Here is a 22,869-nt window from a genome sequence, read left to right on the forward strand (position 1 = left end):
AAGACGATCTGACAGAACGCGCAAAAGAGAACTGATAGAGAGAAGATGCCATGCACAGCGAACTGAAAGTCTTTTCTGACCAGGCACCTGAGGTGCTGGAACAACACCACAGCGACAAGGCTGCCATGGCCCGGGTGCTGGCCAGCGCCGGTGTCCGCTACGAACAATGGCAAGCCAACCAGCCGTTATCCGAAAGCCCTCAGCAGAGCGAAGTAATTCAGGCGTATCAGGCAGACATTGACCGACTGATCGCCGATGAAGGCTACCAGACGGTGGATGTGGTCAGCATGGTTCCGGACCACCCCGACAAAGCCGCCTTCCGGCAAAAGTTTCTGGAAGAACATCGACACAGCGAAGATGAAGTGCGCTTTTTCGTGGAAGGCCAGGGACTGTTCACCTTGCACATCAATGGCAAGGTCTACGAAGTGTTGTGCACCAAAGGTGACCTGATCAGTGTCCCCGCCAACACCCCGCACTGGTTTGACATGGGCCCCGCCCCCCGTTTTGTTGCCATTCGTCTGTTCAATAACCCGGATGGCTGGGTGGCCAACTTTACCGGCAGCGACATTGCCCAGCGCTTCAACCGGCTGGATTGAGCAACACCGTCCCACCCACAGCAGGGTCAATATTTATGATCAACGCCATCATCACTGACATCGAAGGCACCACCAGTAGTATCGCGTTTGTGAAAGACGTGCTGTTCCCCTACGCCGCCAAACAGTTTCCTGCCTTTCTGGATACCAACTGGAACGAAGAGGCCGTGCAGAAACAGATTCTGGCCGCCGAAGCCGAAGCTGGCGAAGCCCTTGGCAGCCCGGCGCAAGCCAGCGACTTGTTCTGCCGCTGGATAGAAGAAGACCGCAAGGCCACACCCTTAAAAGCCCTGCAGGGCATGATCTGGAAAGCGGGTTACGAGAACGGTGACTACACTGCCCACATGTACCCGGACACCGCCCCTGCCCTGAAAAAATGGCACGACAGCGGTCTGGCCCTGTATGTGTATTCCTCCGGCTCCATTGCTGCCCAGAAACTGTTCTTCGGCTACAGTGATGCCGGCGACCTTACTGGTCTGCTATCCGGCTATTTCGATACCACCACTGGCCCCAAACAGTCCGCAGACAGTTATCGGAAGATTCAGCAAGCCATTGGCCATCCTGCCAACACCCTGCTGTTCTTGTCCGATATCGAAGCCGAGCTGGATGCCGCCGCCAAAGCGGGTTTACACACCTGCCTGCTGGACCGCGAACAAGCCGGGCTGCAAAGCCGCCACCCGGTGGTCAGTGATTTCAATCACATCAACCTGCCTTAGCCCCTGATTGGACAGGATCCTGGCAACGCCACACCACAAACTTGGCGTTGCTGCCCAATACCGTCACCGACCCGAACCGGCGCGACAACACCTTGTGATACCCCAGATGGCGATTACCGATAACCCGTAATTCGCCACCCGGAGCCAAGGCACGCGCCGCCTGATTGAACAAGCGCCGGGCCACATGATCACCGACCACGTGTCCGTCATGAAAAGGCGGGTTCAACAGGATGCAGTCGAAATCATTCTCCAGACCCAGCAAGCCATCACCATGGTGAAACTGGCATTGCGCTTCTGGAAAATAACGCGACACATTGTCACGGGCGCTTTCCAGTGCCAGCCAGGATTCATCACAAAACGTCATTTCAGCGCTGGGGCTGGCCTGCAATGCGGCCAGGCCGATCACCCCGTTGCCGCACCCCAAATCCACCACTCGGGAACCTGCCGCCAACGACTGTGGCAGATGATCCAGGAAGAACCGCGCACCAATATCCAGTTGCTGCTGGGCGAACACGCCGGCATGCACGGTTAATTGCCAGTCCCCTGCTTCCACTTTGCTGGGGTAGCTGGTGTCAGCCAGAACCTGTCCCGGGGTCTGTGCACTGAACAAACGGGCTTTCTTCCAGCCGTACTCGGCACGACCGTTACCCAGATAACGTTGCAGCAATGACACCAGCTGCCGCGGCAAGTGCTTGTCCATGCCCGCCAACCACACAGGGACACCCTGTGGAAGATGTTGGCTCAGCCAGTGCAGCTGCCACTCCAGCAGCGCAACCGACTTGGGGACACGCATAATCACTTGATCTGGAGTCTGGCCCAGCGCGTCAAAAGGCCACAGAAACCGGATTCCCTGCAGGCTGTTATCCTCGCCATTGGCCAGAGCGGCCGCCTGGGCCATGAAGGAATCACCACTGCTTTCCACCACTGCCCCCCCCGCCGAGGCCGCTTGCTGTAACGCCAATGCCAGTGCGCCCTGCTGATCATTCAGCACCAGGGTTGTTGCGCCGGCCTTTGCGGCTTCATCTGCTTCCGATACAGGCAGGCCGCGTTCTGCCAACGTGTTGAGCAGGTACAGATCCGCATTGTCCCAGGCCTGTAACGTCTCGTTTCTCCGACGAGGCCAACGCTGTAATGCAAGTTGGCCCCAAGGGTGATGAAAAGGTGTCATTCGCGTTCTGTATCCATGGTGAAATGCATGCGGGGGCGCATTTTGCCCGCTGATTGCAGGATTGGCCAGAAACTGCGCAACCACGCGTCCCCGCCGCATTTAGGTATGGCATTTTCTGAATTGGCTGCTAGAATGCGCAGCCATCGGAGTATAGCTCAGCTTGGTAGAGTACTACGTTCGGGACGTAGGGGTCGCAGGTTCGAATCCTGCTACTCCGACCAAATAAACCCCTGACATGAAGGGGTAACAAAAAGGCCGCGAAAGCGGCCTTTTTTGTGTCTGGCGGTGGGGTCTCTGTGCCCTTGGGCAACCACGACCTATACGCGGTGTTCGCTCGCTTGTAGGTTGAATTCACCCAAGGGTACAGAGAGCCTGACAAGCGTAATCCAACACTCACAGTGAAACGCTTTCAACACCAACGAGGGTTGCGCCACTTACCCTTCAGCCAAACGCGGATTCAACGTATAGCTCACCGTCAGGCTGGCCTGATCCAGTGCATGCGACTTGATCTGTTCAGCCAGTGCAGCACCGCTCAGATCCTTGCCCTCCGGCAGCGTGTCCACATCCAGTGCATAGACCGTAAAGACATAGCGGTGCACTGTGCTGTCATTCCACGGCGGACAAGGGCCGTCGTAACCGAAGTACTGACCTTCCATGTCTGCGTCACCCGCAAACCAGCCCGTGTAGTCATTAAGCCCATGGCGCTGCCCGTCCGGCGCCGCCGGGCCGCGTTTTCCTTTCGGGGTGACGCTGTCGCAATGGCTGCCTTCGCGAATTTCACTCTGGTCCGCAGGAATGTTGAACAAGGTCCAATGGTAAAAATCTACCCGCGGCAGGCTGGCCGGCACTTCCCGGTCTTCCTGGTTTACATCATCGGCCGCACTGGGCGCGTCCGGGTCCAGGCACACCACCGCAAAGGAGCGCGTCCCTTCCGGGGCTCCCTTCCAGGCCAGATGCGGGTTGATGTTGCTCGACAGGGATACATGGGTATCCGGGTCGATCACCGCAAAGGCAAATTTTTCCGGAATCGGTGCCTGGTCGGTGAGGCTGTTGCTAAGTAACTGCATCGGTAAGCTCTCCTTGTTGCACTACATGCATACTCTATCAGGCATGCGGGTGATAACGGGGAATTCAAGTTGCCGGATGCTCTGCCCGTGGAACACTAAGCGGTCAATCGACTAATCGTCGGCCATCAGGGGAAACTGCGCCAGCGGCTGATAGCTCGGAAACGGCTCGCCCAACTCACTGCGGTACAACATCAACGTATTGACGGGTAGCACCCAGTCTCCAATGGCCTTGAAAGGCGTCTGCGTCGGCCCCGGTTTGGCCAGCGTAATATGGGGGCGAAACGGCCGCGCCTCCGGCGAGAAACCGTAGCCCTGAAGACACAACCAAAGGTCATGGTGTAGCTGCTTGAGCGCCGGGCACGCGGCACCGGTCAGCGCCATAAACGGGCCCTGCTCCCGGGGAAACGGCTCACAACGGTTGAGCAACTGCTGAAACGGTGGATTCCCGCCAGCGAGCTCTGTCAGCGAGCCATGCAGCTGGCTCAAAGCCGATGGGGTCTGCTCCCCCAGGAACGCCAGTGTCAGGTGCAGGTTGGCTATGGGGGTCGCTCGGCCCATGCTGTGGGACAATGTCACACACTGGTCTGCCAGTGCGTCAGTGACCGGAATCCCGATAAAACAGCGCATGTGTCCTCTTTGACCTCCCAGTCGATGGCATGGCGTCCCGACAGGGACAGCGGTAGAATGCCGCCCCGGCTGGCCGGAACCCTGAACGTATTCGGATTAGAGCTTCGCAGCTCAGGCTATCAGCTCGGCCACTATGCGAACATGACAACAAACACGCTCTGCGTGCCGAACAGTCTGACCGTTTTCTCTTCAGCCCCTTCACACCTTCACCCGCGGACGCCGCCCAATGAAAGATCAACCACTAAAGGGTGCCTTGCTGCTGATACTCGGGGAAGGCCTGCTGGCGGTAATGGCTGCCATGATCAAGCACTTGTCTGATCACCTCGACACCGAAGTCATCGTGTTTGCCCGTAACCTTTTCGGACTGATGTTCCTGCTACCGATTATCGCCACTCGCGGCGGCTTTGGGCAGTTGCGAACCCGCTTTGTGCATCTGCACCTGATCCGTGCTTTCACCGGCGTCAGTGCCATGTTTTGTTTCTTTTACGCCATTGGGCATATTGCCTTGGCAGAGGCCGTACTGGTCAAAATGACGGTGCCGTTTTTCCTGCCGGTCATCGCCTGGCTATGGCTCAGTGAACGGATTGGATTACATACCTGGCTGGCCATCATCGCCGGTTTTATCGGCGTTGCCATCATTATGCGCGCCGGCCAGGGTCACATTGACCCGGTGATGTGGGTGGCCCTGGCCGGCGCGGCCATCATGAGCATTGCCAAAGTCAGCATCCGGCGCATGGCGGTTTCCGAGCCCGCCCAGCGGGTAGTGTTCTACTTTGCTCTGTTTGCCACGCTGTTTTCATCCCTGCCTTTGCTGTGGGCCACCACCCTGCCTGCGGGTACCGATTACCTCTGGCTTCTCGCCATCGGCCTGGTGGCCACCGGCGGACAATACGCCATGACCACCGCCTACCAGATTGCCCGGCCCGGCCAGGTCGGTGTCTACAATTACTCCTCCGTAATCTGGGCGGCATTGCTTGGCTGGATGTTCTGGGGGGAAACCCTGGTGCTGACTACCGTTCTTGGCACCTTACTGATCGTGGCCGCCGGGATCTGGAATCTCAAGTCCCGTTAGGAAACCCGCTCAGATTCGAAAAATGGCCCATTCAGAAGGCTATTTTCGCTGCATATCCCCTATGCTTGGCCCAGCTTGGGCAAGGCAGTCTCCTTTTCGCTTCCCCACACAGGGAAAACGAAAAGAGCCTTGAAGGTGACGCCATACAACGGAGAGTTCGGCATGAAACCGAAGCACCTGTTTCTTTTTATTTTGTGTACTTTCTTTTTGAATGGCTGCGAAGACGCAGCACGCTGGGCCTATGACAATGGCCTGAGCATGGAGAAAAGCCGCGCCGGTCTGGAAGACCAGACCCTGACAACGGCGGACGGCATCGAGTGGCATCTGCTTGCCAGTGAGCAAAACAGTAACGACACCACCGACAAAGAAGCCGTATTACTGATCCACGGCTTCAGCGCGGATTCCAGCAACTGGATTCGCTTTGCCAACGAACTGGAAGGTGACTTCTTTTTTGTCATCCCGGACCTGCCAGGCCATGGCGAAACCACCCGCACACTCAATCTGGATTACACCATGGGTGCCCAGGCAACACGCCTGCTAACGCTGATGGGTGCGCTCGATATCCAACAGTTTCATGTGGCCGGCAATTCCATGGGCGGCGCCATTTCCCTGGCTATCGCCCAACAGGCGCCAGAGCGCGTGCTTTCCATGGGCCTGGTGGACTCTGCTGGCCTGACTCGCCAGACCGAGGAATTCAAAAATGTTCTCGCCAAGAGTGAGAGCAACCCACTGATCCCGCACAAGGCTGAACAATTCCAGACCACATTGAAATGGGCCATGGAAGAACCGCCTTACATGCCCGGATTTTTTATCGACATCATGGGGCAAAAAAAAGCGGAGAACGCGGATGTGGCTGAAAAAGTATGGGGGGATCTGATGGACGATCCAGGCATGGGGCTCGAGGACAAGAATGTGCTGCCCACTATTCAAACACCGACCCTGGTACTCTGGGGGCGCGAAGACCGCTTGCTTGGCGTGGATAATGTGGCTGCCTTTCTCGAGGAATTACCACAATCCCGCGCGGTGATTCTTGACGGCATTGGCCATGTCCCCATGGCTGAAGCACCCGGCAAAAGCGCCGATGCCTTCCGTGCCTTCTGGCGCGAAGCACGCCCCTGAAATACTGCTGCCCCCAGCTGATCAACCTCCGCCGGCGCGCTGCTCCGGCGGAGTCCAGTCAAACGGCACCTGATAACTCATCAGGAAACCACCCAGCGTAATCAGCACCCGGGAAATGCCAATATAGGAATCGGGAATACTGATGCGCTCTTCCCGGAACCGGTTCATCAATTCGCCCATGGCGCCTATCGGCCCCTGTTCATTGAGGCGGTCAGTCAGAACATAGAGCGCCAGCTCTTTCAGGGTTTCCGGGCTACCACCCTTGAATCCGGCTTGCACGAAAAGCTCACCGATATCCACCGGCCCCTCAAAGCCCATCAAACCATATAGCAGACGGGAGTAACGGCGCACCTCATCGGCGGTGAGCACCCCGATCGCGCCATAATCCAGAATCACCACCTGCTCGTCTTCATTCACCAGAAAGTTGCCTGGATGCGGATCTGCCTGGTAGACGCCAAACCGGGTGACCTGCTGAAGATAGCTGGTCAACAACACCCCCAGCAGATCCTGGGCTTTTTCAGAGTGGGCATCCAGGTAATTACGCAACCGCTGCCCGCCTTCCCAGCTGGTCACCAACACCGTCTCACCGCACAAACCCTCAATGATATCCGGGATGCGAATGCGTTCGTGATGGGGCTGGCGGGAAAAACGCAACGTGTTCGCGGCTTCGTTGCGGAAATCCAGCTCCATGGCCGTCATGATCAGCAACTGCTCAATGGCCTGCTGCAGGTCGAATTCACGAAAGGTGGGGGCCACCAGCGCCGCCACTGCCTGAAAGACTTTGGCATCTTGCTCAAAGACTTTCTTCACACCCGGCAAACGCACCTTGATGGCAACCTCACGGCCATCCTTGAGCTGTGCGCGGTGTACCTGAGCAATGGACGCCACCGCCACTGGTGTTTCATCGAGCCAGGTAAATTGCTCACGCCAGTCACTGCCCCAGGAACGTCGCAGTCTTTTTTCAATCAACGGGAAAGGAACAGGTTGGGCATCATTCTGCAGCTGCTGGAATGCTTCGATATATTCCAGCGGCAACACATCAGGTCGACAGCTGAAAAATTGGGCGGCCTTGACCCAGAAAGCCCCATTGCGACGGCACAGTGCCACCAGAATTCGTGCCCCGCGACGATGGCAAGCAGTCTTATCCTCACTGCGCAGACTGGACGCATACACCGCCCCGATTCTGGCCACCGCAGCAACAGCACGAATATACCGCGAACGCCCGGCAGCCAGACCGCCCAGGCCCACGATGCCTTTTCTGATCATTCTGTTTTTGTCACTCGTATCGCCATTCCTGCATTATGCCTGTGATTTCATACTTGAATCACAGGGGGCTTGACCGTACTGTTTCCAAACTTTGCCGCTGGTGAACAATTATGTCAGGAACAGTTATACGTGCTGGAGACCCCCATACCATTCGCACTCGCGGCATTACCCTGCTGCGTTCCGGCCACAAGGAAGTCCGCCGGCTGAAACGGGCCAACCACACGCCATCAATTCACGGTAATAAAGTGTGGAATTCCAGCTACCTGATCATGGATCACCTGACCAAACGGAAGCTGTCCGCTGATGAGCATTTGATGGATATCGGCTGCGGCTGGGGACCGCTGTCCATTTTCACGGCAAAACGCTTTGGCTGCCGGGTGACCGCGGTGGATGCGGACCCGGACGTGTACCCCTATCTGGATTTGCATGCCAGCATCAACAAGGTGGATGTTACGCCGCTCCAGGCCCGCTTCGAGAAGCTGACACAGGCCCGGCTGGCTGATGTGGATATCGTCGCCGGTGCGGATATCTGTTTCTGGGATGAACTAACCCCGGTGCTCTATAACCTGATTCGCCGCAGCCTGCGCGCTGGCGTCAAACAAATCATCATTGCCGACCCGGGCCGCTCCCCGTTCTACGCCCTGGCGGAGAAATGCGAAGCCGGTAAGCTCAACAGCCGCGTGGTAGAGCGCCGCACGAAAACCCCCAGAGCCTTGTGCGCGGATCTGTTAATCATCGACAATTGAATTTTCCCGCCTCGCCACCATGTTCTTTCCACGGACCATGGAAGTGACAGGATTATGACTGACAACGATAGCGCCCATCCCCATACCGACAAACCCAATGCTGAGAATAGTGAATCGCACGCCGGCGGTCTTGCTGTACCAAACCACACGCCGCCCCAGCGCATTTACCTGATCCCGGTCAAACACCGGCCCTTTATGCCGGGGCTGGTGCAGCCAGTGATGCTCGACAAAGAACGCTGGCAGCAAACCCTGGAGCGGGTCAGCCAGACGCCGCACCAGTCTCTGGGGCTGGTGTACGTGGGGGAAAAGAACCCGGACTCGGTAACCGCCGAGGATTTTCCCGAGTTCGGCTGTCTGGTAAAAGTCCATGCCCTCAATGAAGAAAACGACCAGTTTCAGCTGGTTGCCCAAGGTACCGCGCGCTTTCGCATTAACAGCTGGTTAAACCGAAAACACCCGTTTATGGCGGATGTAAGCTACCCGGAGCCCCGCGCCGAAGCCGATGAAACCATCCGCGCCTACGGAATGGCGATCATCAACACCATCAAGGAATTGCTGCCGCTTAACCCGCTCTACAACGAAGGGCTGCGCCACTACCTGCAAAATTTCTCGCCCAGCGAACCCTCGCCACTTACCGATTTTGCCGCCGCACTCACCAGTGCCAACGGTGTAGAGCTGCAAACCATTCTGGAAACTGTGCCGCTGAAGCCGCGCATGGAGAAAGTCCTCACACTGGTAAAAAAGGAGCTTGAGGTTGCCCGGCTGCAAAGCGAAATTTCCGACGAGGTCAACGAGAAGGTCAGCCAGCATCAGCGCGAATTCTTTCTCCGCGAACAGCTGAAAATCATTCAGCGTGAACTGGGCCTGAGCAAGGACGACAAGACCGCCGAAGCAGATGCCTTCCGTGAACGCATGGAAGCCCTCTCGCCCCCGGAGCCGGTACAAAAACGCTTCGACGATGAATTACAGAAACTGTCCGTGCTGGAAACCGGCTCACCAGAGTATGGCGTAACCCGTAACTACCTGGACTGGCTGACCAGCGTCCCCTGGGGCCAGTACAGCGATGACAATCTGGACCTGGGCCATGCCCAGAAAGTGCTCGGCGAACACCACAGCGGGCTGGATGATGTGAAAGACCGCATCATCGAATTTCTCGCCGTGGGCGCCCTGCGCGGTGAAGTGAAGGGCTCCATCATTCTGCTGGTGGGGCCGCCTGGCGTGGGCAAGACCAGTATCGGCAAGTCCATCGCCGATGCCCTGGATCGCCAGTTCTACCGGTTCAGCCTGGGCGGCATGCGCGACGAAGCAGAAATCAAAGGCCACCGGCGCACCTACATCGGCGCCATGCCCGGCAAACTGGTCCAGGCGTTGAAAGAAACCGGCACCAGCAACCCCGTAATCATGCTTGATGAAGTCGACAAGCTGGGACAATCGTTTCAGGGCGATCCGGCTTCCGCACTTCTGGAAGTACTCGACCCGGAACAAAATCAGGACTTCCTGGATCATTATCTGGATGAACGCCTGGACCTGAGCCACGCCCTGTTTATCTGTACGGCCAACACCTTGGACAGCATTCCCGGCCCCCTGCTCGATCGCATGGAAGTGATCCGTCTCTCTGGTTATATCACCGAAGAGAAAGTGGCCATCGCCCGGCAACACCTGTGGCCTCGCTCCCTGGAGCGGGCCGGCGTCAAACCGGGGCAGCTGCGCATCAGCGACAGCGCCCTGCGTCATGTCGTGGAAGGCTATGCCCGTGAAGCCGGGGTACGAAACCTGGAAAAGCAACTCAACAAGATCATCCGCAAAGCTGCGGTGAAACTGTTGGCTGGCGAGAAGAAGCTCAGCATCTCCGGCAAGAACCTGACCGATTTCCTCGGCCAACCGTATTTCCAGACAGAGAAAACCCAACGCGGTGTGGGTGTTGTTACCGGGCTCGCGTGGACCGCCATGGGCGGCGCCACCTTGTCCATTGAAGCCAATCAGGTACACAGCAAACAACGAGGCTTCAAGCTCACCGGGCAACTGGGCGATGTGATGAAAGAATCCGCCGAGATCGCCTACAGCTACGTGGCGAGCAATCTGTCGCAGTTCTCTCTGAACCCGGAGCAGCTCGACGAGGCCTTCCTGCATCTGCATGTTCCTGAAGGGGCAACGCCTAAAGACGGACCCAGCGCTGGCGTCACCATGGCCACAGCCCTGCTTTCCCTGCTGATGAAAAAGCGGGTGCCCCGCAAAGTTGCCATGACCGGGGAGCTGACGCTCACTGGGCAAGTATTGGCGGTTGGCGGCATTCGCGAAAAAGTCATCGCAGCCCGTCGCGTGGGTATCAAGGAAGTCATTCTTCCGGAAGCCTGTCGCCGGGATTTTGATGAACTGCCCGACTACCTGAAACAGGGACTCACCGTCCATTTTGCCGAGCAGTACAGCGATGTCTTCCGCACCCTCTGGCGCTGAGAGCGCTCCCTACTACATCGTCCCCCTGTGCCATGAGCGCGTGGGGACGCTGTACCGGGATGACCATATTCTGCTGATCAATAAACCCGCTTACCTGCTAAGCGTGCCCGGCCGTGCAGCGGAGAATAAGGACTGCGCTGTGCGCCGATTGCAGGCGCAGTATCCGGACATTCGACTGGTACACCGCCTGGACCTGGACACCTCCGGCATCATGGTGTTTGCGCTCACTGCCCAGGCGCAAAGCCGATTGAGCCGGTTATTCCAGCTTCGTACCGTACAGAAACGCTACCAGGCCGTTGTGCATGGCCTTGTGGAGCATGACAACGGCAAGATCGAACTGCCGTTGATTGCGGACTGGCCAAATCGTCCCTTGCAGAAGGTGTGTCACGAGACCGGCAAGAATGCATTGACGCACTATCGCGTGCTGGAACGGGATATTCCGGGTAACCGGACTCGCCTGCTACTCAGCCCGGTGACCGGTCGCAGCCACCAGCTGCGTATTCACTGCCGGGAACTTGGCCACCCGATCATTGGCTGCGACATGTACGCGCCACCAGACGTTGAAGCGCTCAGCCCGCGTTTACTGCTGCATGCAGAATGGCTGGCGTTTAATCACCCCATAACGGGCCTGTGGCAGGAGTTCACTTCTCCTTGCCCGTTTTGAGGCTCAACACGCACCGTGTTTCATTCAACCGCGGATACGGCCTTGACGATTCAGGTCCACTCGTCCCCGTAATCGTGGAACAGCTCGTCACCCGCCTTGATTTTTTTCAGCGCGACCACTGTTAAATCATCGTAATAGGCCACATTGGCGTGCTTGTTGTGGTTGATGTAACGCAAATCGCACAACACGCGGTAGCGCTCCTCACCCTCATCATCCAGCCACAACACATAAGGCCCGCTGCCCTTGGCGCGCTTTACCCGGCACTGGCCCAGTTCCGTGTTACGGACAATGTCCCGGCGGGCAAAAAGGCCGCGCCCGTGTACCTGGCTGTCGCGCACTTCAACCAGATCATCGCGTAAATAGTGTTCAGACATGTTTGCGCTTTACCTTGCAGTGATTGCCATGGCATCTTGCCAGAAAACCGATAATGCTGTTAAGACAGCCTAACGAGCCAACTCGTCGTTTTACCGGCCGTGTGTTGCAGCCATGCGACAGTGCGTCCGGACAGGGCACCACGCCCAGCTTACAGGGATAATGTTGTGAACCTTCTGCACACGGGTAAAGATCTACTGCGCATGAATGAGCTGGCGGCAATCCTGCTCAAATACGGGTTTGCCGACGTGATTCGGCGGCTGGGGCTTTCCACCCCGGTAGAGCATGCAGGCAAACTGGTTCGCAGTAGCATGAAGCCAGACATGCTGCGCATGGGCACCGCAGAACGCCTGCGTCACGCCATGGAAGAAATGGGCCCGACCTTCGTCAAGCTCGGCCAGGTGCTGGCAACCCGGGTGGACATGTTCCCCATGGACTGGATTGCCGAATTTGAAAAACTGCAAGACCAGGCCCAGGCAGTGCCATTCGAATCGCTTAAGAGCGACATCGAGTCGGCGTTGGGAAAACCCGTCGATGCTCTCTTCGCGCGAATTGATCCGAGCCCTATTGGTGTGGCCTCCATCGGTCAGGTGCATAGCGCGCTGACTCGTCGTGGTCAGAAAGTCGTACTGAAAGTTCAAAAGCCCGGCATTCGCGACAAAATTGATTCAGACCTGCGCTTACTTGATCAACTAGCAAAACTGGCCGCCGACAATTCCGTTGAACTACGACGCTACCGCCCCGTGGAACTGGTGCGCGAATTCAAACGGTCGCTGACACGGGAACTGGATTTCACCATTGAAGGGCGTAACGCGGACCGTATCCGTAAAAACCTACGGCAGTTCAAATGGCTGCAGATTCCCAAAGTGTATTGGGACCTCTCTTCGCCAACCGTGCAAGTACAGCAACATGTCGAGGGCATTCCGGCAAAAGCCGTGGAACGTCTAAACGAAGCCGGGCTGGACCGGGAGTTAATCGCACGCCGAGGCGCACTGGCAGCCTGGAAAATGGCCCTGGAAGACGGCTTTTTCCATGCCGACCCGCACCCGGGAAACTTCATCATCATGCCGGGAAACCGGATTGCCATGCTGGATTTCGGCATGGTCGGCAAACTCAGCCACAGCCGCCGCGAACAAATTCTGCAAATTACCCGCGCAGTGGTACTGCGCGAAGCGGAACAGTGCGCTGGCGTCCTCTCCGGCTGGTCTGACGGCCAACCCATCAAGTTCGACCAGCTGGTGTCCGACGTAGAAGACGTGATCAGCCAGTACCACGGCGTGTCTATTTCCCAGTTGGACATCACCGCCCTGCTCAACGACATCACCGCCCTGGTCCGCAATCACAACCTGGTCTTACCCAGCGATATCGCCCTGTTTATCAAGGCCATCATTACCCTTGAGGGCTTTGGCCGGCTGCTGAATCCGAATTTCGACCTGATGAGCGAAGCCGAGCCCCTGCTCAAACGCATGATCCGCACACGTTATTCCCCGGTGCGGCTCGCCAAAAGCCTGAGCCTTCGTGCACTCGACGTGGTCGACAAGGTTTATGCACCGCCACCGGTACCGGGCCAGGCCTCTCCCGGTGAGGCGGGCATTGATCCCCGGCATCTGGAACGGTTGATCACGCGGATTGAACGTGGCCAGTACAGACAGGTCCAAACCCTGTTGGTGACTGGAGGATTGCTGGCCGGCGCCATCATGTTGAGCGGCCGGGTACCCCCTGCCCCTTGGGGAATTTCGGTGTTTGGCTTTATTATCTTTCTCTCAAGTGCCGGCTGGGCTGGCTGGTTAATGTTCGTGTCCCGACGTTTCCTGCGGGAATGGGAGTAAAATAGACGATGACGTTGCGTAAATTTCTCACCTTTGGCGTACTGGCCGGAAGCCTGGCTGCCTGTGCCACCTCGCCGCTGGGTCGCCAGCAGTTTCTGTTGTTGCCCGCCGACCAGATGGATGAAATGGGTGTCACCGCCTATTCCCAGATGAAAGAGGAGAAACCGCTAAGCAGCAGCCAGCAGCAGACGGCTTATGTCCGCTGTGTGACCACGGCGATCACCTCCACCCTGGATGGCTCCCAGCAATGGGAAGTCAACCTCTTCCAGGACGACAGTGCCAACGCCTTTGCTCTTCCCGGCGGCAAGATTGGAGTCAATACCGGCTTGCTGAAAGTGGCCAATAACCAGAGTCAGCTCGCCACCGTGATTGGCCATGAAATCGGCCATGTGCAGGCACAGCACTCCAACGAGCGCATGTCTCTGCAATACGCCACCCAGAGTGGCATGCAGGTGCTGGGCGCACTGGCTGGCGAAGACAGTGCCACCAAGCAAGGCGTGCTGGCGGCCCTCGGGGTCGGTGCCGAGTATGGCCTGGCCTTGCCCTTCAGCCGCAAGCATGAAGCTGAAGCGGATATCATTGGGCTGCAGTTGATGGCTCAAGCCGGTTTTGACCCCAGGCAGAGTGTCTCCCTGTGGCAGAACATGAGTGCCAATAACGGCAACGAGCCACCGGAGTTCATGTCCACCCACCCCTCCAACAGCACCCGCATTAATGGCCTGGAAGCGCGCATCCCGGAAGTGATGCCGCTTTATAACCAGGCGAAAGCCGCGGGGCGGAACCCGCAGTGTGGGTAAAGAATAGCGGCGAGCTGCTAGCAACGAGTAAAGAACAAGATCCATAAAAGCAAAAAACGCAGCTCAAGGCTGCGTTTTTTGCTTTTTCTAGAAGCTAGAGACTAGAAGCTCATAGCTGTTAGCTGTAATACGCGTTATCCGTCACCGAGTGGTCGGTTTTATCACGCACCCCGGTGAGCTCAGGAATCCGCTCCTGCAGGGTTTTCTCTACACCGTCACGCAAGGTCACATCCACGACGGAACAGCCTTGGCAACCACCACCGAATTCCAGCACCGCCACATTATCCTCGGTGAGCTCGAGCAGCTGTACACTGCCCCCGTGCGCCGCGAGATTCGGGTTGATCTCCGCGTACAACACGTAATTGATCTTCTCTTCGATGGTGGCGTCTTCACTGATATCCGGCACCCGTGACTTGGGCGCGCGGAAGGTCAGCTGCCCACCCATGCTGTCTTTCTTGTAGTCGATAACCGCGTCTTCCAGGTAACGGACGCTCTTACCCTCGATCCAGGCATGAAATCCTTCATAGTCGTAGCGAACATCGCTTTCTTCCTGTTCGCCCTCCGGGCAATAGGCCATACAGCATTCCGCGTGCGGGGTGCCGGGGCGCTCGACAAAGATACGCACACCAATCTCGGCCTGATCCTGCTTGCTCAGCAAGTCACGCAAGTAATCCTGGGCGGTTTCGGTAATGTCGATCAACTGCTCTGCCATCATGATTCCTGGTCGGTATGAATGAGCCCATACGCAATAAAAGGCGCAATAGGTAAAGGCAGCGACGTGCGCCTGCCTCATTTCCTGACTATTTTAGTCAGGTACTCACCAGTTGCAATGGCGACACCACATACACAATTCAAGTCTGGTCCTGTGGTGCTGTCGCCAGGCGGCTGTCAGGAGTACAATATGCCACCCGGTGCCCCGCCCTGGCTCTACACACGGCGCGCCACAGACATCCAACGTTTAGCCTTCAGCCAAAACACAGGATTATTCATGTCAGACCAACACCCCGCACAGGATCAGGCGCAGCAGCCGGATCACAGCAAGCCGACACTCTGGCAGACCATTCACAGCATTCTGGCCGGTTTGCTCGGTGTTCAAAGCAGCAAGAACCGCGAACGGGACTTTACCAAGGGCGATGCGGGCAACTTTATTGGTGTCTATGTGGTACTGGTTGCGGCCTTGGTGATCGGCATGGTGGTAACTGTGAATCTGGTGCTGGACGCGGCCGCTAAATAGCTCTGTGTAATAGAGATATGCCAAGATATTTCTTTTCACTATAAGGGCGCTTTGCTAGAGTGCCGCTCTGCCCCCTCCGGGAGCAACGCTTACCTATTGAATTTTAAGCATTTAAGGACGGTGATACAGTCCCATGTACGTCTATCAGGAATACGATCAACGGTTGCTGGAAGAGCGGGTGGCGCAGTATCGCGACCAGACCCGCCGTTTTCTCGCCAATGAGCTCAGCGAAGACGAGTTTCTCGCCCTTCGCCTGCAAAACGGCCTCTACATTCAGCGTTATGCGCCCATGCTGCGTATTTCCGTTCCTTATGGCCTGTTGGCAAGCCGCCAGCTGCGCCGCCTGGCGCATATCGTGCGGACCTATGACAAAGGCTTCTGCCATGTCAGCACCCGTCAGAACATCCAGCTGAACTGGCCTTCCGTTGAAGAAGTGCCGGATATTCTGGCGGAACTGGCCGACGTACAGATGCATGCCATTCAGACCAGTGGTAACTGCATCCGCAATATCACCACCGACGAATTCGCCGGCGTTAATCCCAAAGAGATTGAAGACCCACGCCCCTGGTGCGAAATCATTCGCCAGTGGTCCACGTTCAATCCGGAATTCGCCTACTTGCCGCGTAAATTCAAGATTGCCGTTAACGCCGTACCGGACGCTGACCCGGCCCTGATCGGTGTCCACGATATCGGTGTGCAACTGGTACACGGTGCCGACGGCGAAACCGGTTTCCAGGTATGGGCCGGCGGCGGCCTGGGCCGTACTCCCATGACCGGTGCGGTCATCGGTGAATTTGTTCCATGGCAGGATCTGCTCGCTTACCTCGAATCCATTCTGCGCGTCTACAACAAGTACGGTAACCGCGACAACAAGTACAAGGCGCGTATCAAGATTCTGGTGAAAGCCCTCGGCGCGGAGAAATACCGCGAACTGGTGGAGCAGGAATTCGCCGAGCTGAAAGGCGGCGAGATGACCCTGACCGCCGAAGAAGTCGCACGCATCAAGGGCTGCTTCACCGCCCCGGATTACCAAAGCGCCGACACGGCCGCCCTGGACGCCAAACTGGCCGAAGACAAAGCATTCAGCCGCTGGTTCCACACCAATACCCGTGCGCACAAGCAGGCTGGCTACCGGGCCGTCACCCTGACGCTCAAGCGCACCGGTCGTGTACCCGGCGACATCAGCGACGAGCAACTGGAAGCGGTCGCCGACCTGGCAGACCAGTACAGCTTTGGCGAACTTCGTAACAGCCACCAGCAGAACATGGTGCTGTCCGACGTTGCTGCCAACGATCTGTATGATCTGTGGAAAGCTCTGGATGCCCTCGGTTTTGCGACACCGAACCTGGGTCTGCTCACCGATATTGTGGCCTGCCCCGGTGGTGATCTGTGCGCGCTGGCAAATGCCAAGTCGATCCCCATTGCCGAATCCATTCAACGCCGTTTCGATGATGTGGATTACGTCCACGATCTGGGCCCGCTGGATTTGAATATTTCCGGCTGCATGAATGCCTGTGGCCACCACCACATCGGTCACATCGGCATCCTTGGTGTGGACAAGAAAGGCAAGGAATTCTACCAGGTTACTCTGGGTGGTCGCGGCGACAAACTGTCTCGCGTGGGCGAGAAAATGGGCCCCTCTTTCGAGTCCGAAGAAATCACCGATGTGGTAGAGAAAATCATCAAGCTCTACGTGGAAAAGCGTCTGGAGAACGAGCCGTTTATCGACACCTACGAGCGTATTGGCATGGACCCGTTCAAGGAGCGCATCTATGGGTAAGGTAATCATTGATGGCGCCATCGTGGACAACCAGTGGCAACGCCTTGAAGGTGATGCTCTGGAGGCAGAGTTGCCCGGCGGCAAGATCATTGTGCCGCTGGCCTACTGGCAGGCCCACCGTGATGCGCTACTTACTCGTGGCGATGTGGCCGTGTGGCTGGCGCCGGGCGAAGAACCGAAAGACCTGGAAGACGACCTGGCAGCCCTGCCCTTGGTCGCCATCCACTTCCCGGCGTTCAAAGACGGCCGCGGGTATTCCTATGCGCGCGAGCTGCGCACCCGTTACAACTTCAAGGGTGAAGTTCGCGCCACCGGGGATGTGCTCCGTGACCAGCTCTTCTACATGACCCGTTGCGGCTTCAACGCGTTCGAAGTGCGCGAAGACCGCAGCATCGAAGAAGCACTGGAAGGTTTGAAAGATTTCAGCGTCACCTATCAAGGGGACGTCAACGAACCGCGCCCTCTATATCGGCGCGGTTAGATTTTAAACCGCTTCGGGCACCATGAAAACGCCGCTGCCGCTTTACAGCCAGCGGCGTTTTCGCATCCATACCAGCACCCCCACACTGATTACCCCAATCCCTGCTGTAAACCACCAGAAACCCGCAGGGTCTTCAACACCAGGAAGGCCTCCCACGTTGATGCCGAACAGGCCAGTAAGAAAGCCCAACGGCAAAAACAACGCGGAGATCATCGCCAGCAGATACATGCGATCGTTGATGGCTTCGTTCTGCACGGAGAAAACTTCTTCCTGCAACAAGGTCGCATGCTCACGGGCCGCATCCAGATCTTCCAGCAGACGCTGTAGACGGTCCCCCGCTTCGCGAAGCAGCAAGGCATCACCTCCGGTGAACATGGCTTCGTTCTGCAATTTGATCAGCGCTTCCCGTTGCGGCGCGAAGAAGCGGCGCAACGTGATAGAACGGCGGCGAATCTGGCTGAGGCGCGGGGTCAGGCTAATGGTTGGGGCCTCCTCGATGGACAACGCACAATCTTCCACCTCAGACTCCAGGCTTTCGATCACGTCTTCCATTCGCCAGATCAATTGATCAACCAGCCGGGTCACCAGCCCTGGAATAGCAACCACCCCCTCGCCAGCATCGAGTTCTTCCTGCACGGTCACCAGCGACAGCAGCGTTCGCTTCTGAGTGCTGATCAAGCCTTGAGGCCCGACCCACAACCGCAAGGCGATCATGTCTTCGGGCCTCGCGCCTGGATGCAAATTGACCCCGCGCAGATACACCAGCAGGCCACCCGCTACTTCTGTGGCACGCGGTCGCGTTTCCGTGGCGGTGAGCGCCGTAATAACCATTGCCGGAATGGACTGCTGTTCAAGCCACTGTTCGCTTTGTGGCTGCGTATAGTCCAGATGCACCCAGTATGGGGATGTTTCGGATAACCGCGCCTGCGCATCAAAACCGGTAGCGCCACCCTGCCCATCCAGTGTCAGGGCTATTTTAAGCCAGTGAGATTCGTTCATAAGCGTCCTTTTCACTCACCACTGCATAACATATTGCCACGCTACACAGCATGCGTTAGCGGACAAAAGCGCACAAATAAAAAAGCGCGGATAAACCGCGCTTTTACGTTCTGTCTGGCCTGCTCTAGTCAGTCGCTATTGCGGGAGTTTCACGACAACCCGTCCACGAACGCCCCCGGCAAGAATGCGATCCACCCACTCGACCACACCGCCAAGATCCGTTTCATCGGCTTCAAGAAGCGCCAGGTTCTTCGGCATCCACTCATCGGCCAACAGTTGCCACATTTGCTGCTTGATCTCACAGGGCAGCTCAACGCTGTCGACACCCAGCAGATTGACACCGCGCAGAATAAACGGAAAAACCGTCATCTCCAGTTTTGGCGAACCTGCAAGCCCGCAGCAAGTAGCACTGCCACCGTACTTGAGCCCCTTGAGGGCAGCAGCGAGCATTTCACCACCGACACAATCCACCGCACCGGCCCATTGCTCTTTGGCCATCGGTTTGGCCGCACTGTCCAGGAAAGTTTGGCGATCTATGATCCGTGCAGCCCCCAGATCCGTGAGCCATGCGCTGGCATCCGCCTTACCGCTGACGGCAACCACTTCAAATCCCAGCTTGGCCAGAATTGCCACGCAGACACTGCCCACGCCGCCAGTCGCTCCCGTCACTACTACCGGTCCCTGATCCGGATTAACGCCCGTATCAAGCAGCGACTCAACGCTCAGTGCTGCCGTTAACCCAGCGGTGCCCAAGAGCATGGCATCACGAGGCGCCAGGCCATCCGGCAGCGGCACCAGCCATTCAGCAGGCACGCGGATATACTCTGCGTAGCCGCCATCAGTGTTCATACCCAGGTCGTAACCCGTGCAAATCACCGCATCGCCCACACTAAAAGGACCATCGCTGGCCTCTTCCACCACGCCGACGGCATCAATGCCTGGCGTATGCGGAAACTGACGGGTGACCCCCTTGTTGCCGGTGGCTGACAGCGCATCCTTGTAGTTCAGTGACGACCACTGCACCCGTACCAATACACCACCTTCGCCCAATTCGCTCAGCTCGCGCTCTACCAGCGAGTTGCTATAGCCGGTATCAGTCTCGCGGGTTTGTAATGCCTGAAATCTCATGGGCTACTCCTCTGCGGTGTTGGGTAAAGTGTTGGGTAGAAGCCAGGTTAATGAATCTGGCGCTGACTACCTCGATGCCAGAATTTCTCCAGCACTCTGTGTACAGTCGCCTCCAAGGAAAAACCGAGCTTCTCACCCAGCTTGCGTTTGGCTTCCCACTGTACCTGGTAGAGCGTTTGGCTGTCTTTGCGCAGTTGTAACAGCTCATCACTGGTCATGATTTCATCAACCAGGCCCAGTTCCTTTGCTTGGGTGCCGAACCAGTGCTCACCAGTAGCCACCTTGTCCAGATCCAGGCCACGGCGGTTGTCACGGACAAATCCCTTGAACAACTGATGGGTATCTTCCAGCTCTTCCTGAAACTTGGCCCGGCCTTTTTCGGTATTTTCACCCAGCATGGTCATGGTGCGTTTGTATTCACCGGCGGTCATCAGCTCCACATCAATATCGTTTTTCTTGAGCAAACGATGGAAATTCGGGATCTGCGCGACCACACCAATAGAGCCGATAATCGCAAAAGGCGCTGCCACAATACGATCCGCAATGCAGGCCATCATATAACCCCCGCTGGCGGCCACCTGATCCACAGCGATGGTCAGCTTGATCCCCTGATTGCGAATTCGACGCAGTTGTGAGGATGCCAGCCCATAGCTGTGCACCAAACCACCGGGGCTTTCCAGCCGCACCAGCACTTCGTCATCCTGGCTGGCGACCTGCAGAACGGCGGTAATTTCACGGCGCAGGTGATCTACACCGCTTGCCTGAACGTCGCCATTGAAATCGAGCACAAACAGACGCGGCAGGATCTTGTCCTCAGTGCCGGCTTTCTTCTTCTGTTTAGCCTCAAGCTTTTCCTGTTTGCGCTTGGCCTTGTCGGCCTTTTTACGCTGAGCCTCAGGAATGATTTCCGCTTCCAGGGACTCCTTCAGGTCATCGAACTCATCATTGAGATGGCGAACTTTCAATTCGCCATCTTGATCGCCCTTGCCGCGATTACGCGACGCTGCCGCCGCAATGCCGCCCAAAATAAACAAAATCGCCACTACAAGGGTGGCGACTTTGGCCAGAAACATGCCGTATTCCATTAAAAACGCGATCACAGTCTATCTACTCTCCAGGGGATCCAGCGCGCGGCGCCAGTAATTCACGGAAATTAAACTCCGGTTGATTCTACATAAGCCGGAGCCATTGGGGTAATCAGCGGGGAATAAAGACGGGCAAAGAGGCTTTGCCCCGGACAGGAAGAGTGCCGCCAACCTGGCGGGCGGCGGCAGGAGAATCAGTCCCAACCAGAAATGGCTTGCTGGGCGCTTCCATTCATGGGGCGGGCCACCAGCCCGGTAGGCCCCACATTGACCTCAAACAAGGCACCATCCGCCATGGGCAGATAAGCCGCGCTACCGTAGCGGGCATCAATAATCAGGCTCCAGCCTTCTTTTGCCAGTAACCACACATCCAGACCAACCGGATCGCGATGCAGGCTATAAACGGTACGTTCGCGGGAGCGCTCATCTTCCAGGGCGTAATAACGCCCCTGGATACGGTCCAATTGATAACCCGGCTTCAGGCCCAGCAGGCTGAAAGGCATCTTCCACTTGATCACGCGGGCATCCAGTTGCCATTGATCGCCTTTCAACCGGAAGTCTTCAGCGCTACCGTCTGTGCGGGTGACTGTAGCAATAAAGGACTGATCACCGGATTCGCGAAAGCTGACTGTGGCCACCGAGACTTCCTGGGCATATTCCTTGTAGCCGTAGAGGTTCAGCGCAAAGACACTCATATAAATGGCCAACACCACCAGCAACAGCCCAGCGGTGCCTTTCAGCCATTGCAGCACCCACTTCTGGCGCAGCAATACCCAGGCGCCCAGCAAAACGAACAGAAGACTGAAAGCGATAAGCACCAGGGGTGCCAGGGTGTAGTTCATACTCAAATCCTTCTAGAAACGGGCTATCCATTGGTCAATCAGTGAGCGGGCAATACTGCCCGGCGGCGGCACCATGGGAAGGTCCTGATAATGGAACCAGGCGGCATCAACGATTTCATCGTCATCGATGCGAATCTCCCCGCCCGCGTATTCCGCCATGAAACCCAGCATCAGGGAATGCGGAAACGGCCACGACTGACTATTCAGGTACTGTAAATTCTTCACTGATATGCCGCTTTCTTCCATGACCTCCCGTGCCAACGCTTGCTCCGCTGTTTCTCCCGCCTCCATAAATCCGGCCAGGCAGGAATAAAACCCCTCGGGGAAACGGGCAGAGCGTCCCAGCAACGCATGCTCACCATCAGTAACCAGCGTGATGATGCAGGGAGTAATCCGTGGGTACTGGAAATAGCCGCAGCCCGCACAGGTCATCGCCAAATCACGGGGATGTGGCTCTGTGGGTGAGCCGCAGCGACTACAAAAACGGTGATTCTGCCGCCAGCTCAAAAACTGCAGGGCCCGGCTGGCCATGGAAAATTCGGCATCGCTGAATGTCGTGCCGATCAGGCGGCGCAGTGGTACGCGCTGTAACTGGCCGTCATCGAATTCATGGCGGGACAACTCGCAGACATAACAGGGCTGGCCGGACAGAAAACCCAGAAAATGGTAATCCGGGTGCTGACGAAGCCACTTGGCGGGCAGTTCCGGGAACTGCCAGTCCGCCTGGCTGGAAATCATTACATCCTGTTCATGGATGACATAGCAGCGCGCACTATCGGCGTCTTGGGGTTCCGGGCTGGAAAGATCAATCATGGCGGTCTCATGCGACG

General features: G+C 57.1%; 23 protein-coding genes and 1 tRNA gene. 13 read left to right on the plus strand and 11 right to left on the minus strand.

From position 1 onward, the window contains the following. The first annotated feature begins 50 nt into the window (after positions 1-50). Entirely contained in the window at positions 51-596 is a 546-nt protein-coding gene (locus tag CL546_RS01035; protein ID WP_290492436.1) for a 1,2-dihydroxy-3-keto-5-methylthiopentene dioxygenase, read from the plus strand. 35 nt (positions 597-631) lie between these two features. Then, entirely contained in the window at positions 632-1,309 is a 678-nt protein-coding gene (gene mtnC / locus CL546_RS01040) for an acireductone synthase (protein ID WP_290492437.1), read from the plus strand. Here mtnC and CL546_RS01045 read toward each other — a convergent pair. Then, positions 1,296-2,477 (minus strand): class I SAM-dependent methyltransferase, encoded by a 1,182-nt coding sequence (locus tag CL546_RS01045; RefSeq protein ID WP_290492438.1) that lies wholly within the window; start codon positions 2,475-2,477, stop codon positions 1,296-1,298. The two genes, mtnC and CL546_RS01045, sit on opposite strands and share 14 nt — an antisense overlap. A gap of 144 nt (positions 2,478-2,621) precedes the next feature. Between CL546_RS01045 and CL546_RS01050 the strand changes: the two genes are divergently transcribed. After that, positions 2,622-2,698: transfer RNA gene (locus CL546_RS01050), tRNA-Pro, on the plus strand. Between the two features lie 213 nt (positions 2,699-2,911). Here the strand turns inward: CL546_RS01050 and CL546_RS01055 are convergent. Both CL546_RS01055 and thpR read right to left on the minus strand, forming a co-directional pair. Then, complete coding sequence (locus CL546_RS01055; RefSeq protein ID WP_290492439.1) at positions 2,912-3,544, minus strand: YbhB/YbcL family Raf kinase inhibitor-like protein; 633 nt, start codon at positions 3,542-3,544, stop codon at positions 2,912-2,914. A gap of 111 nt (positions 3,545-3,655) precedes the next feature. After that, positions 3,656-4,171: an RNA 2',3'-cyclic phosphodiesterase gene (thpR, locus tag CL546_RS01060; protein WP_290492440.1), complete on the minus strand. Its 516-nt coding sequence runs from the start codon at positions 4,169-4,171 to the stop codon at positions 3,656-3,658. Between the two features lie 226 nt (positions 4,172-4,397). Here thpR and CL546_RS01065 point away from each other — a divergent pair, with 226 nt between their 5' ends. Together CL546_RS01065 and CL546_RS01070 are read left to right on the plus strand one after the other, a co-directional pair. Beyond that, entirely contained in the window at positions 4,398-5,243 is an 846-nt protein-coding gene (locus CL546_RS01065; protein WP_290492441.1) for a DMT family transporter, read from the plus strand. A gap of 162 nt (positions 5,244-5,405) precedes the next feature. Further along, on the plus strand, positions 5,406-6,362 hold the full coding sequence (locus CL546_RS01070) for an alpha/beta fold hydrolase (protein WP_290492442.1): 957 nt from the start codon (positions 5,406-5,408) through the stop codon (positions 6,360-6,362). Between the two features lie 21 nt (positions 6,363-6,383). Here the strand turns inward: CL546_RS01070 and CL546_RS01075 are convergent, their stop codons facing one another. Then, complete coding sequence (locus CL546_RS01075; RefSeq protein WP_290492443.1) at positions 6,384-7,628, minus strand: ABC1 kinase family protein; 1,245 nt, start codon at positions 7,626-7,628, stop codon at positions 6,384-6,386. Between the two features lie 110 nt (positions 7,629-7,738). Here CL546_RS01075 and CL546_RS01080 point away from each other — a divergent pair, with 110 nt between their 5' ends. From CL546_RS01080 to CL546_RS01090, 3 genes are read left to right on the plus strand one after another with little or no spacing between them, the layout of a single operon-like run. Continuing rightward, entirely contained in the window at positions 7,739-8,374 is a 636-nt protein-coding gene (locus CL546_RS01080; protein WP_290492444.1) for a class I SAM-dependent methyltransferase, read from the plus strand. A 54-nt stretch (positions 8,375-8,428) separates the two neighbouring features. Then, positions 8,429-10,828, plus strand: coding sequence for an endopeptidase La (gene lon / locus CL546_RS01085; RefSeq protein WP_290492445.1), 2,400 nt, complete (start codon positions 8,429-8,431; stop codon positions 10,826-10,828). Then, a complete protein-coding gene (locus tag CL546_RS01090) occupies positions 10,803-11,492 on the plus strand; it encodes a pseudouridine synthase (protein WP_290492446.1) in 690 nt (229 codons plus the stop codon). Before lon ends, CL546_RS01090 begins: the two co-directional genes overlap by 26 nt. 50 nt (positions 11,493-11,542) lie before the next feature. On the opposite strand, the gene CL546_RS01095 is transcribed toward CL546_RS01090, so the two are convergent. Beyond that, a complete protein-coding gene (locus CL546_RS01095) occupies positions 11,543-11,866 on the minus strand; it encodes an SET domain-containing protein (protein ID WP_290492447.1) in 324 nt (107 codons plus the stop codon). A 165-nt stretch (positions 11,867-12,031) separates the two neighbouring features. Here CL546_RS01095 and CL546_RS01100 point away from each other — a divergent pair, with 165 nt between their 5' ends. Both CL546_RS01100 and CL546_RS01105 read left to right on the plus strand, forming a co-directional pair. Then, positions 12,032-13,693, plus strand: a complete 1,662-nt coding sequence (locus CL546_RS01100; protein ID WP_290492448.1) for an AarF/UbiB family protein — start codon at positions 12,032-12,034, stop codon at positions 13,691-13,693. A gap of 8 nt (positions 13,694-13,701) precedes the next feature. Then, entirely contained in the window at positions 13,702-14,490 is a 789-nt protein-coding gene (locus tag CL546_RS01105; RefSeq protein WP_290492449.1) for a M48 family metallopeptidase, read from the plus strand. A 118-nt stretch (positions 14,491-14,608) separates the two neighbouring features. Here CL546_RS01105 and nfuA read toward each other — a convergent pair whose 3' ends face one another. Further along, entirely contained in the window at positions 14,609-15,205 is a 597-nt protein-coding gene (gene nfuA, locus CL546_RS01110; RefSeq protein WP_290492450.1) for a Fe-S biogenesis protein NfuA, read from the minus strand. A gap of 273 nt (positions 15,206-15,478) precedes the next feature. On the opposite strand from nfuA, the gene CL546_RS01115 reads away from it, so the two are divergent. The 3 genes from CL546_RS01115 (at position 15,479) to CL546_RS01125 (ending at position 17,985) form a co-directional block, all read left to right on the plus strand. After that, positions 15,479-15,724 (plus strand): DUF2970 domain-containing protein, encoded by a 246-nt coding sequence (locus CL546_RS01115; protein WP_290492451.1) that lies wholly within the window; start codon positions 15,479-15,481, stop codon positions 15,722-15,724. Between the two features lie 133 nt (positions 15,725-15,857). Continuing rightward, positions 15,858-17,504, plus strand: coding sequence for a nitrite/sulfite reductase (locus CL546_RS01120; RefSeq protein ID WP_290492452.1), 1,647 nt, complete (start codon positions 15,858-15,860; stop codon positions 17,502-17,504). Beyond that, positions 17,497-17,985, plus strand: a complete 489-nt coding sequence (locus tag CL546_RS01125) for a DUF934 domain-containing protein (protein WP_290492453.1) — start codon at positions 17,497-17,499, stop codon at positions 17,983-17,985. Before CL546_RS01120 ends, CL546_RS01125 begins: the two co-directional genes overlap by 8 nt. Before the next feature lie 42 nt (positions 17,986-18,027). Here the strand turns inward: CL546_RS01125 and CL546_RS01130 are convergent, their stop codons facing one another. From CL546_RS01130 to nudC, 5 genes are all read right to left on the minus strand, one after another. Beyond that, positions 18,028-18,984 carry a zinc transporter ZntB gene (locus CL546_RS01130; protein ID WP_290492454.1) on the minus strand — a complete coding sequence of 319 codons (957 nt, stop codon included), beginning with the start codon at positions 18,982-18,984 and terminating at the stop codon, positions 18,028-18,030. Positions 18,985-19,119: 135 nt separating this feature from the next. Then, complete coding sequence (locus tag CL546_RS01135) at positions 19,120-20,112, minus strand: YhdH/YhfP family quinone oxidoreductase (RefSeq protein WP_290492455.1); 993 nt, start codon at positions 20,110-20,112, stop codon at positions 19,120-19,122. Between the two features lie 47 nt (positions 20,113-20,159). Next, complete coding sequence (sohB, locus tag CL546_RS01140; RefSeq protein ID WP_290492456.1) at positions 20,160-21,212, minus strand: protease SohB; 1,053 nt, start codon at positions 21,210-21,212, stop codon at positions 20,160-20,162. Positions 21,213-21,391: 179 nt separating this feature from the next. Further along, positions 21,392-22,039: a hypothetical protein gene (locus CL546_RS01145; RefSeq protein WP_007150156.1), complete on the minus strand. Its 648-nt coding sequence runs from the start codon at positions 22,037-22,039 to the stop codon at positions 21,392-21,394. Positions 22,040-22,051: 12 nt separating this feature from the next. Beyond that, positions 22,052-22,852 carry an NAD(+) diphosphatase gene (nudC, locus tag CL546_RS01150; RefSeq protein ID WP_007151048.1) on the minus strand — a complete coding sequence of 267 codons (801 nt, stop codon included), beginning with the start codon at positions 22,850-22,852 and terminating at the stop codon, positions 22,052-22,054. Positions 22,853-22,869: the final 17 nt, after the last annotated feature.

It is taken from the genome of Alcanivorax sp. (assembly GCF_002726155.1).
Taxonomy (GTDB): Bacteria; Pseudomonadota; Gammaproteobacteria; order Pseudomonadales; family Alcanivoracaceae; genus Alcanivorax.

Bases quoted from the DNA above. Each gene is read 5' to 3' on its own strand.
- CL546_RS01045 (WP_290492438.1), bottom strand. From the start codon at position 2,477: ATGACACCTTTTCATCACCCTTGGGGCCAACTTGCATTACAGCGTTGG.
- CL546_RS01130 (WP_290492454.1), bottom strand. From the start codon at position 18,984: ATGAACGAATCTCACTGGCTTAAAATAGCCCTGACACTGGATGGGCAG.
- lon (WP_290492445.1), top strand. From the start codon at position 8,429: ATGACTGACAACGATAGCGCCCATCCCCATACCGACAAACCCAATGCT.
- CL546_RS01145 (WP_007150156.1), bottom strand. From the start codon at position 22,039: ATGAACTACACCCTGGCACCCCTGGTGCTTATCGCTTTCAGTCTTCTG.
- CL546_RS01120 (WP_290492452.1), top strand. From the start codon at position 15,858: ATGTACGTCTATCAGGAATACGATCAACGGTTGCTGGAAGAGCGGGTG.
- CL546_RS01105 (WP_290492449.1), top strand. From the start codon at position 13,702: ATGACGTTGCGTAAATTTCTCACCTTTGGCGTACTGGCCGGAAGCCTG.
- CL546_RS01135 (WP_290492455.1), bottom strand. From the start codon at position 20,112: ATGAGATTTCAGGCATTACAAACCCGCGAGACTGATACCGGCTATAGC.
- CL546_RS01065 (WP_290492441.1), top strand. From the start codon at position 4,398: ATGAAAGATCAACCACTAAAGGGTGCCTTGCTGCTGATACTCGGGGAA.
- CL546_RS01125 (WP_290492453.1), top strand. From the start codon at position 17,497: ATGGGTAAGGTAATCATTGATGGCGCCATCGTGGACAACCAGTGGCAA.
- nfuA (WP_290492450.1), bottom strand. From the start codon at position 15,205: ATGATGGCAGAGCAGTTGATCGACATTACCGAAACCGCCCAGGATTAC.
- CL546_RS01115 (WP_290492451.1), top strand. From the start codon at position 15,479: ATGTCAGACCAACACCCCGCACAGGATCAGGCGCAGCAGCCGGATCAC.
- CL546_RS01090 (WP_290492446.1), top strand. From the start codon at position 10,803: ATGTCTTCCGCACCCTCTGGCGCTGAGAGCGCTCCCTACTACATCGTC.
- CL546_RS01075 (WP_290492443.1), bottom strand. From the start codon at position 7,628: ATGATCAGAAAAGGCATCGTGGGCCTGGGCGGTCTGGCTGCCGGGCGT.
- nudC (WP_007151048.1), bottom strand. From the start codon at position 22,852: ATGATTGATCTTTCCAGCCCGGAACCCCAAGACGCCGATAGTGCGCGC.
- CL546_RS01080 (WP_290492444.1), top strand. From the start codon at position 7,739: ATGTCAGGAACAGTTATACGTGCTGGAGACCCCCATACCATTCGCACT.
- CL546_RS01070 (WP_290492442.1), top strand. From the start codon at position 5,406: ATGAAACCGAAGCACCTGTTTCTTTTTATTTTGTGTACTTTCTTTTTG.
- CL546_RS01095 (WP_290492447.1), bottom strand. From the start codon at position 11,866: ATGTCTGAACACTATTTACGCGATGATCTGGTTGAAGTGCGCGACAGC.
- CL546_RS01035 (WP_290492436.1), top strand. From the start codon at position 51: ATGCACAGCGAACTGAAAGTCTTTTCTGACCAGGCACCTGAGGTGCTG.
- mtnC (WP_290492437.1), top strand. From the start codon at position 632: ATGATCAACGCCATCATCACTGACATCGAAGGCACCACCAGTAGTATC.
- CL546_RS01055 (WP_290492439.1), bottom strand. From the start codon at position 3,544: ATGCAGTTACTTAGCAACAGCCTCACCGACCAGGCACCGATTCCGGAA.
- thpR (WP_290492440.1), bottom strand. From the start codon at position 4,171: ATGCGCTGTTTTATCGGGATTCCGGTCACTGACGCACTGGCAGACCAG.